We start from the raw sequence: 10,476 nt of genomic DNA, 5'->3' as shown, positions 1-10,476 counted from the left end.
TCAGGGTTTCCCCCATTGTGCAATATTCCCCACTGCTGCCTCCCGTAGGAGTTTGGACCGTGTCTCAGTTCCAATGTGACCGTTCACTCTCTCAAGCCGGTTACTGATCGTCGCCTTGGTGAGCTTTTATCTCACCAACTAGCTAATCAGACGCGAGCCCATCTTAAACCGATAAATCTTTAACCTCTTTACCATGTGGTACTGGGGTCTCATACGGTATTAATCCCGGTTTCCCGAGGCTATCCCGTTGTTTAAGGCAGGTTGCTCACGCGTTACTCACCCGTCCGCCGCTAATCCTCTTCCAATCTCTACGAATAGATCATGAAAGGTTCATCGCTCGACTTGCATGTGTTAAGCACGCCGCCAGCGTTCGTCCTGAGCCAGGATCAAACTCTCAAATAAATGTTGAGTTTAAAAGCTCATTTCGACTCTAGCAAATTTCTTTGCTGCTGGTCTTTTTTAATTCTTTACACCGAATTATTGTGTTTGTACAAATGTACATCTGCTCAAAGTTTCTATGTTATTCTCTTGTTCAGGTTCCGCCACTCTTTCAAGCGACAACTTCTTAAGTATATCAGGATGTTTTATCCTTGTCAACACTTTTTTGAAGTTTTTTGAGTTTTTTTATTTTTAGCTTTTAACCTTTGCAAATTAAAAGGCACTCACTCTCGAGTGCCTAACTATAATACCAAGATCTTTACAACTTGTCAACAGTTTTTTTAAATAAATTTTACATTTCCTTCTGTTTCGTTAAATCCCTGGAATTTAACTGTAAATAAAAACAAAAATTCTGCTTTTAAAGGAGCGCTATAAGAATCATCCTCATAAGGATACTTTCCAAATACTTGCCTACTCCATCCCTTGTCCCATAGTATAAAAGCCCTAATCCCCTTCCAAGAATTCTACCTATCTTATAATATAAGACCATAACTATGAAAGCCTTTATAAGACAAGTCCTAAAACCTGTCCTCTTTTTAGTTTCCTTACTTTTAAAAATTCAGGTCTCCAGTAAAAAGCTCAAACCTCTTTACTTGGCCAGTCACATTGTCCACTCTCTTAGGGTCGATCTCCTCTATAAACATCTCAAAACTCCTAGTGTACATCCCATAAGGAGGATAGAGCGCCTGATATACAACCAGCTTCTCCCCGTTTCCGTATGTTCTACTATACTGTGAACATAGTAAAGCCTGCCTTTAAAATGAATATAAGGTCTATTGATTTCTACCCCTTCCATAAAATCCCTCCATTCAAAACGACTCCGTTCTTCTTTATTCTTATAGAAAGACAATAAAAGCCTTATTGTCAAAATAACAATAAAGCTCCTTGCAGCCATTTTCTTTAAACATTTGTTAAGTTTTACAGGACACAAAATATACCCTAGCTTAAAGATAGTCCCATTCCTTCTATCTGAAAGCCTATCTCCAAAACTGAAACCATTTCTTTTTCTTGTATTCCTTGGGAGTCTCTACTTCAAAAGATTCATTTTGGATAATCCCCTCCGGACGAGTGCTGGTCATCTTCTTGAATTCCTCTTCCCCCACAACCTTCTTTAATAAGCCTATAGCCTCTTTCACCTTAGGCGACCTTCTTCCATTAGAGTGGGAATCTGTCCCCATCATATGAATCAGATTGTGGTCTAGAAAAGTATAAGAAGCCTTTTGAACTTCCTTACCATACTGTCCAGCGATACTCGGGAAATTCATCTGTGTATAAATCCCCTTTGAAATAAGCTTCCCTAAGCGATTCGGATCTTCTCGAAAAACTGCGTACCGCTCTGGATGGGCGATAATGGGCTTATATCCCTTCAACTGTAAGTCAAACAACACCGATTCCACATACTGGGGATACTCCCTCATAGGAAGCTCCACAAGAACATAGTCCGAATTGTTCAAAGTCGCTCCTTCTTTTTCTTCAATATAATAAAGCAGCTTCGGTGTAATAAAAAACTCATTGCCCAACCGTACCTTTAAAGGAATCTCCTCCACCTCAAGACGACGATTAAAGGCAGAAAGCACCTCTACCACACGATCTCTCTTTGGCGTACCCCCATACTCAATCCAGTGAGGAGTCGCAATCACTTCCCTATAACCATTTTCTATGTAAAGCCTTGCCATTTCCAAGGACATTTCCTTATCCTTCGCTCCATCGTCAATATTCGGCAGTATATGCGAATGTATATCTATCATCAGTTAAACTTTCTCCTATTTGTATTTATTATAAGTTAAGTTTACTATATTAACCCGTTAAATCCTAGTATAAAACTTAACATTTCCCAATAAAAAAGCTGGAATTTCATGGATAAAATAGAAATTCTGGCTCTAATAATATGATTTTTAGAAATAGTATTGAGGTTTGATCGATGGATAGAGTATCCCGTTATTTTTACGAAAAACGAAAAAGGAAAGCCTCTTTACGTCAAGTAGTAATTTATCAAATTTCACAAGGCAATGTTTAATATTCTATGTAATTATTTCTTAAAATGCTCGTTTTTAGAGACTTTTTTTGTTTTTTTTGACACACAAATCGAAGGTAACGGTTTGTTTTTTCTATAAACTGTAGAAAGCTCATTCTATAAAGGTGTCGTACCTCTTTCTAACGGGATCGATTGTCCCACACTTCCTTCGTCCAACATTCTCTTTATATGAGTCCTGGTAGCTGACCCACGGGCTCTTTGTCCTAAAGGGGTTCCTCAGGATCTCTACTTTATGTTATTTGTCTTTTCTTCTTTTTGTTTAAAAACCTTCTTTTGTTACCATTAAGAGGGCTTTTCGTTTGAGTTATTTGCTTTCCTTGTAATCTTTTTTATGCTGCATTTACTAGAAATTCTTTTGGATGAATAATATCTTGCCTCATTTTTTCTTCATTATACTCTTCTTTGTGTACAACAGCAAAGAGTATCCTTAATAACTTCCTGCATAATGCGATGATAGAGGCTTTTCCAGTAAGTTGGTTTTTCGCTCTGGTTTTGTAATAGTGGTGGAGTTCTTTAAAAACTTTGTTGTTCTTAATCAAGGACATGACGGTTTTATACAAGACCTGCCTTAATACGGATCGTCCTCTTCGACTGATTGTTGTTTTCCCTTTTTTTAGCCCTGAACTATGTTCTTTTAAGGAGAGTCCAGCCATTTTACAGAGCTGTCTAGGGTCCTTGTATTTTCGAATGTCTCCCAACTCAGCAATAATACTTGAGGCACTGATCAAAGCCATTCCCTTCCTTTACATCATGGTTTTTATTTCCTTTATTTGATGGCTTATTTCTTCGATGGAATCTTCGATTTCTTGCATTTGCTCTTGATAAAAGTGATAGGTATTTAGAAGAATTTGAAATTCTTTTTTTGCAAAGTTTGATTCTTTATATCCGATGCTTTTTTTACAAGCTTCATGAAGAGAAAGGATTCTTTTTTGCCCTATTGCGCGTCTATATTTCGGTTCTAAGGATTCAAATATTTCGATAGGATCTTTTTCTGCTATTTCATGTGGAAGTCCATAAAGGCTTATGATATGCAGTAATCCTTTGGTGTCGCAACTTTTATATACTTGTTTGTATTCTGGGAAGTATCGGTCATACCAGCGATGAAGTTTGTTTTTTACTTGCTGTAAACTTTGTAAGGTAACATTTCGAACATTCATTGCTTCTCGAAGATCAGCATAAGCTCCTTCCAGTAGGTTTGGATGAGAATATCTTCCATCTCTTACGAGGTTGGCAATGATTTTAGCATCTTTCGCGTCTGTTTTTGTTTGATTATTATCATCGAGTTCTTTGGATCTGTATACATGAAGGGTATTCACAATGACAGCAGGATATTGTTTCTTTCGTAAGTAACGGGCTAGATTTTCCCAATAATGTCCCGTGGGTTCCATTCCGATTACTACTTTAGATTTTTTGTTTTTTACCTGATTTTCTGCGATCCATTGCTCGAATTTTAGGAACCCTTCCAGACTATTACGAAAGGTGATCTTTTTTGATAGATCGATTCCACGATCATCAAGGGCCCTTGCCACATGATAGAATTTAGCAATATCTACCCCGATAATCAGTGTTTCTTGTGTTATTTGATTTATTTTTTCGTTTTGTCTATAATTCATGATATATCCTCCTTGGTTTGGTTTTCGTTGATTTACATTTAGCCATAACCTTGTGAGGATATTTTTTATTTATCTGAGTTTACTTTACCACAGGAAGCTGACCCCGTCAAAACCTTTTATTCCAGAATAATATAGATACTTCAGCTTAATACCTTTTATTGATAAGTGTATTTATAGACGAACAAATGATCCCATGACCCCATCTAAACCCGGGCTAGATTTTCATGACCGGTTTGTTCTATGTATAAAACAATCAAACAAAAAATAAGAGAGAGTTTAGAGTTAATCATGTGGTAAATAAATCTAAATATATTTTCCCTAGCCTTGAAAATTAGCATACCCTTTTATTAGAAGTATATTGACCCACATGCATCTACCCTGAATCAATAATTGTCAAGTACATTGGATACCTAGCCTTTTTAGACATCTCTATATTTACTAATTTTATTTTTCATTCTATATAGTATGTTTTTTACATCTTCGAGTTCCTCAACTCTTAAAATCAATACCATAAAAGAAAATATAAGTGCACCAATGCTAATTTGTATAATAAGTTGCTGAATATTATTCTCTGGAGTGCGTAAGTACTGATAGAGAATAATTCCCACCCCCATTAACAATCCTGCAAAAATTATTTTAATCTGATTAATAAGCAGGTTTCTAGAATCATTTGAGCACCTTAGATGAATTTTTAAATCTTTCTTAAGTAGCCCGGCAGCAATAATGGATGAAATACTAGTAGCAAAGGCTAAACCACTAATACCAAGTACTTTTGATAAAGTCAAATTTAGTATAATATTAATAAAAACAGTAATTATCATATTTTTTACAGGAGTTATGGTATCATTAAAAGAATAGAATACCCTCGAATAAACTTCACGATAAGCAATTCCAGCTGTTCCAATCATATAGAACTTTAACGCCCCCTCCGTCATTATTAATGCATTTTCATCAAATGCCCCTCTCAAAAATAGAATACTTATTATTTCTTTGCTTAAAATAAAACCACCTATAATAATCGGCACCATTAGCAGTGTAATTACAGACAACGATTTATGTATTATTTTATTAAGATTATTATAATTTTTATTAACCACCAACTCCGCAATAATTGGATAGAAAAGAGTAGTTACCGGATATACAATGAGGTTCTGTGCAAAGCCGTTTAAACGCACAGCATAATTTAAAGCAGATATCCCTCCTACTTGCAGAGTAGAGGCTATAGTTCTATCAATTATATAATTAATTTGTTCTGCAGATACCCCAATTGTAATAGGAATCGACAAAACTAACATTTGTTTTATTGTACTATCATTGGGTCTTATAATTCTTTTATGTGAATAACCAACCTTAATCAAACATGGAATTAGAGCTAAAAATTGCAGTGCATATCCAACAATAGTTCCGGCTCCTAAAAAATAAACAGAAATATAGCTTGATAGTATAATACCACCAATAATACCTATATTAAATGGTAGTCCGATCATAGCGGGTATAATAAATTCTTTATTACTATTAAGATATGGGACAAAAACACCGACTATCCCGACAAAAACCAAGCTAAATACAGAAATTCTTAATAAATATACTGCAAGATTTAAAGTCTGGTCATCGAACCCTACTGCAAATATCTTTACAATCGGTTTTGAGAAAATAATAATTAATATGCTAAATATTATCGCAAATACAAAAATAATATTTACAATATTAGACGTAAAGTTTTCAGCCTCTTTACTTCCTTTTATTTTTTTAATCTTGTTATAGGTTGGAATGAAGCTAATAGAAATAGCTGAACTAATAATATAAAATATTGAAAAGGGTAAGTTGCTCACAATTAAAAATGCGTCTGAAATACTGGATATACCATAATAATTTGATAAAGTCAATTCCCTTATAAAACCAAAAATCATAGAAACAGCCTGTATGATAATTAGTACGATTCCTGTAATACCCATTCTTCCTCCAAATATTATATAACAGATGCTAGGATTTCCTTTATAATACACTTGGCAGCTGTTTAACAATGCCCTTTCACTTTCTTATTATATATTAACCTTTATTCAATTTATTATTTAAAAATATATTTGAATTGAACTACTTCCTGTGAAGTATCTTTTCTCGTCAACCGTATCATTTATTGAAATGTTCTTTATTAAATGTAGTCAAAACATTCAACCGATACAGAAGGAGACTTGCTAGATATTCCGAAGTTCGCTTTCAAAATTATACATTCTAGTTCATATTTTTCTATCAGTTATACCCTATCCCCTTCAATAACTCTTAGCATACGCTTAGCTACCGCATCCCAAGAATACTCGTTAATATAGTAATCTCTATTATTTTTAACATATCGTTTGATTTTGTTATTACTTATCAAGTCAAACATTTTTTTAGCAACCTCTTCGGTAGTTTCTTCTGAAATAAGCGTACCATTAACTCCATCTTCAATAAAATATTCCATTTCAAAAACCCTCCTACCTAAACAGGGCAGACCAAATATTAATGCTTCACAAAAGACAAGTCCATATGCTTCAAAATAAGAAGGCATACAAAATACATCACAACTATTATAATAATCTATAAGTTCGTCATAGCTTAATTCTCCCATGTATTTTATTCCATCATAATTACATTCCTTTGGTTTTTCAATAGGTCCAATTACGTATAGGTCAGCTGAGGGCATATACTTTTTCTTTAGTATATTAAAAGCCTCACAAATAATAGGACCTCCTTTTCTAGGAAAATCTTTTCCTATAAATAAAAACTTATTTCCAGATCTGTTTGGGCTTATTTTCGAAATATCAATATTACAACCCCCTCCAACAGCATGAACTTTTTCTTTAGGGAGCCCCATGTTTTCAACAATAAAATGTTCTAGCCATTTGCCCATAGTGAATATGCCTGTTGCATTCTTATAGGCTATTAAGTTTTTATTAGCTTCTCGTGATAAATCTTTATCTGTAAGATTTTCATAACCGGAATAATTGAAAGATTCTCTGTTGTATTTTTTTAGTTCCATCATAGCCTCGAAATTTAGATCTTGATAGGTATAATATGAACCTTTACCCCCATCTATACAAGCTATTTGTAAAATGACGGAAGACTTATCCAAAGTTTCTATTTTATCTAAATATTTTTTTTGCAAAGATTTAGCGTAATAATCCGTTGCATATAGCGGAACCCATTTACTAAAACGACCATTAAAAATACTATAATTACTCAGCTTTGCTAAAACCTTTTTGTGAAAAGGAATTGTAATATCTAACACTTCTACTTCGACATCTTTTTTTAATGCTTCCAATAATGAATATGTCGTTCCTGACCAAGAAAGCTCCTTAACCTTTTCCCATTCACTAGCGTACGCCAACGTAAAATCATTTTTATTATTCATAAAATTATCCCTTCATATTCATAAATAGTCAGAAAATAGCTAACTTTATCATAATCGTGAAGTATCTCCCTCGAAAATGGACAATCGGAAGCTAGAATTGGAGATTGATGTATTCTAGCTTCAAGTAAGGGCAAACCAAATGTTTCAATATAGGATGGAAATATAAGTATCGATTTTGAATAGTACTCGTATACCTGAGTTTTGCTTATTCTTCCAATAAATCTAATTGGTAAACATTCATAATCTACCACTTTTTTCAAAGTTTTTATAAGTTTCGTCTCATTACCGGCAATTGTTAATACTATACGATAATTTGAAATATTCTTACTTTTTAAAATTTTACATGCATCTACAATTATACTATGATTTTTATATGAAGCAGCATCTGCAGAAAAAAAACAAGTTTCCTTCTTCAACATTAAATTTATAAGGAGTAATATTTTCTGTATTGATTCTTGGTGGCTCTATTATGAACTTCTTTTCATGCCCCTTTGTTTTTTCTATAATAGCATCTCTAATCCATTTCGTTTGAACGATAACAAGATCTGCATTTCTTACTGAATTACAAATCAATTTCTCTATTATATTCTGTCAAATCCAAAATCTCCAATTTTCAAATATTCCATATTTTTTATCAGAAAAAGGTAGTGCTTGGTGTAAGTATATTGTTTGCTTTACTTGAACCTTTGGTATTAAAATATTTTGAAGTGATAAAACTTCATCAATATCATGTTTTTTACAAGTCTATTGAAAATAATATAATCAAAGTACAATCTATGAAACCAACGAAATAGTTATATTTGAAATAGATACGATTATTTCAATAATTCCATACTCATTCGTGCTTAATACATTAGTGTACAGCGGTACTAATAAAAACAATATTATTTTGGAACTAAGATTGCTTATTGCAAAAATAATTGTATTTGTAAATAAATTTTTATACTTACTACTCAAATTATGCCTCTTCACCATTCATTTTGTAATTAAATTTCTTATGTTTTATTAAACCTTTATAGACAATTACCCAGAAACAAATCGAAACAACCAGTTCTGGTCTAACGATTAAACTCTCAGACATATTAAAATACATAAAACTTATTATAAATGCTAGGAATTTACTATTTTTTTGTTTCAATAAAATTAATGCAGAATTATTTATCAAATATAATAAAAAAATCATAAAAACAATACCAATTGAAAATGTTATTATTAAAAATCCGCTGTCAATACTGGCTAAACTAGTTCCACCAAAGAATAAGTTTAAAAGATTATTGTTGAAAATATACTCAGTAAATAATGTTAATCGGTAACTAAGTAGTATATCAAGCATTGGAAATTTATTTTTAATAATTGGAGTAGAAAATATAATAAATACAGGTAAATTAAGAACTATTATTAATATAGAACTTAAAAATATATTTAGATGAATCTGTACTTTGTTTATTGTTTCAAGCAAAATATAACACACAACATAAATCATACTTGCATAAAAGGTAGTCCTAGTATCAGTAAAAGTATATATAATATAATGTATTGTAATGAATAAAGACAAATTGTATAAATTAATCTTGTTTCTACTTATTATGAACATTAAAGTTAAAGAATATATATATGAACTAAAAGCATTAACATTTTTAAAACCAAACGTATGCCTTATTCTATTAAACGAAGCATATTGAGTATTTTGTATAATATTTAAATTTAGTAAGCTAATAATAATAACAAGCCCCACTATTGATACTATGAAACCGTTTTTTATAATATAATTAATATCTGTATTTTTAGATAATATTAAAAACAAAATAATATATAAAAAATTAAACGCTATATCATCGAAATTTAATAACTGAAATAATAATAATAATATCCAAGAAAAGTCAATGTAATTTATTTTTATCTTACTCCTAGCAAAAAATCGACTCGATAATAAAATTAAAACGGCAATAAACCTGAATAGATTTTTATATATTATTGGCATATTAGTTACATTATATAGTATGTAATTTAAGTTAAATATAAATATACTTATAATAATTATTTTATTGCTTATTTTTCCCATCATAACCTCAAAACCTTATTAAATTAATTTGTTAATTAACGATTTATCCGAAAATTCAAAAAATCTATTACTGCTATTTATAATTTTACAGAATTCCATATATTCGCTAATCCTTATCTGAATTGAAAAATTTCCACTAGCATAATACACATAATCTTCATTTGTTACTAATCCAGTATTATCAAAATGAATATTACGAGACTAATTTTAAAGTCCTACAATGTCTCCATACTCAACAAAATTAGCGTATGGATCTTCAAAATTCATCTCAGGAGCACTAGATTTAAATCTCAGCACAGGTGTCCCACATGAAAGTGTTTCAGCACAAGTTAAGGAGGAAGTCCCCCCTTATTACTATACATAACAAACATATCGGCCATAGAATAATATTCAGTGTATGGATGAATGTAAACCAAGTTAATTTTTCCAGTACTACTAATTTTATAATTAACATCTAATGTTATTAAAAGTGAAGTATTTTAATAATTTTAAGTATGTTTTATTTTCTCCATTCATAATATCCATAAATAATTTCTCAGATACTTCTAATTTCTCTGAAAACACTTTTAAAACTTTTATTGCTTCTTCTACAGGATATAGGTTTTCATCTAAAATTTTCAAAGCTTCATCTCTAGTTAATTGATTCGTTAATATCAGGCTAGATAAATGCGCTCTCCTTTTATCATAAACAATTTTTCTAGATAACAAATACCCTTCGTAAAACCTAGTGAATATAATTTCTTAATACTTGTTTTTATGAAATGAACAATCAAATTCTCTTTTTAAAGTACGAATAGCATTCTCTTTAGTCTACGTATAATATCCTATAGTCAAGTCCATATTAGTGTGTAAATTCCTCGGGTATCATTTTGTGGTCAATCATCCAGCCTAATCGAGCGGTTTATGCCGCGAAAGCCTATTGATAGTGAGATATCGC

9 protein-coding genes and 1 rRNA gene are annotated in these 10,476 nt (G+C 31.7%); all 10 read right to left on the bottom strand.

The features are described 5' to 3' along the window. A 16S ribosomal RNA gene (locus tag ACTQ46_RS10820) occupies window positions 1-402 on the bottom strand; the annotation flags it as partial. 587 nt (window positions 403-989) lie between these two features. Beyond that, window positions 990-1,103: a hypothetical protein gene (locus tag ACTQ46_RS10815; protein WP_441749804.1), complete on the bottom strand. Its 114-nt coding sequence runs from the start codon at window positions 1,101-1,103 to the stop codon at window positions 990-992. Between the two features lie 312 nt (window positions 1,104-1,415). Beyond that, window positions 1,416-2,186, bottom strand: coding sequence for a tyrosine-protein phosphatase (locus ACTQ46_RS10810; RefSeq protein ID WP_441749802.1), 771 nt, complete (start codon window positions 2,184-2,186; stop codon window positions 1,416-1,418). Window positions 2,187-2,802: 616 nt separating this feature from the next. Next, a complete protein-coding gene (locus ACTQ46_RS10805) occupies window positions 2,803-3,207 on the bottom strand; it encodes a transposase (protein WP_441749800.1) in 405 nt (134 codons plus the stop codon). A gap of 9 nt (window positions 3,208-3,216) precedes the next feature. Then, window positions 3,217-4,086, bottom strand: coding sequence for an IS110 family transposase (locus ACTQ46_RS10800; RefSeq protein ID WP_441749798.1), 870 nt, complete (start codon window positions 4,084-4,086; stop codon window positions 3,217-3,219). A gap of 419 nt (window positions 4,087-4,505) precedes the next feature. Continuing rightward, window positions 4,506-6,041, bottom strand: coding sequence for a murein biosynthesis integral membrane protein MurJ (murJ, locus tag ACTQ46_RS10795; RefSeq protein ID WP_441749797.1), 1,536 nt, complete (start codon window positions 6,039-6,041; stop codon window positions 4,506-4,508). Window positions 6,042-6,340: 299 nt separating this feature from the next. Continuing rightward, window positions 6,341-7,477, bottom strand: a complete 1,137-nt coding sequence (locus tag ACTQ46_RS10790) for a glycosyltransferase family 4 protein (RefSeq protein WP_441749795.1) — start codon at window positions 7,475-7,477, stop codon at window positions 6,341-6,343. After that, window positions 7,474-7,896, bottom strand: a complete 423-nt coding sequence (locus ACTQ46_RS10785) for a glycosyltransferase (RefSeq protein ID WP_441749793.1) — start codon at window positions 7,894-7,896, stop codon at window positions 7,474-7,476. Before ACTQ46_RS10785 ends, ACTQ46_RS10790 begins: the two co-directional genes overlap by 4 nt. Window positions 7,897-8,435: 539 nt before the next feature. Then, a complete protein-coding gene (locus ACTQ46_RS10780) occupies window positions 8,436-9,542 on the bottom strand; it encodes a hypothetical protein (RefSeq protein WP_441749791.1) in 1,107 nt (368 codons plus the stop codon). 444 nt (window positions 9,543-9,986) lie between these two features. Further along, window positions 9,987-10,160: a hypothetical protein gene (locus tag ACTQ46_RS10775; RefSeq protein ID WP_441749789.1), complete on the bottom strand. Its 174-nt coding sequence runs from the start codon at window positions 10,158-10,160 to the stop codon at window positions 9,987-9,989. Window positions 10,161-10,476: the final 316 nt, after the last annotated feature.

Origin of the sequence: Gallicola sp. Sow4_E12 (assembly GCF_052116305.1) — a bacterium.
Classification (GTDB): Bacteria; Bacillota; Clostridia; order Tissierellales; family Peptoniphilaceae; genus JBQKLI01.
Note: the sequence above shows the minus strand (reverse complement) of the source record. Positions and strands in the feature narration are given on the sequence as shown.

Coding starts and splice junctions, on each gene's coding strand:
- ACTQ46_RS10790 (WP_441749795.1), bottom strand. CDS start 7,477: ATGAATAATAAAAATGATTTTACGTTGGCGTACGCTAGTGAATGGGAA.
- ACTQ46_RS10785 (WP_441749793.1), bottom strand. CDS start 7,896: ATGTTGAAGAAGGAAACTTGTTTTTTTTCTGCAGATGCTGCTTCATAT.
- ACTQ46_RS10780 (WP_441749791.1), bottom strand. CDS start 9,542: ATGATGGGAAAAATAAGCAATAAAATAATTATTATAAGTATATTTATA.
- ACTQ46_RS10810 (WP_441749802.1), bottom strand. CDS start 2,186: ATGATAGATATACATTCGCATATACTGCCGAATATTGACGATGGAGCG.
- murJ (WP_441749797.1), bottom strand. CDS start 6,041: ATGGGTATTACAGGAATCGTACTAATTATCATACAGGCTGTTTCTATG.
- ACTQ46_RS10805 (WP_441749800.1), bottom strand. CDS start 3,207: ATGGCTTTGATCAGTGCCTCAAGTATTATTGCTGAGTTGGGAGACATT.
- ACTQ46_RS10815 (WP_441749804.1), bottom strand. CDS start 1,103: ATGTACACTAGGAGTTTTGAGATGTTTATAGAGGAGATCGACCCTAAG.
- ACTQ46_RS10800 (WP_441749798.1), bottom strand. CDS start 4,086: ATGAATTATAGACAAAACGAAAAAATAAATCAAATAACACAAGAAACA.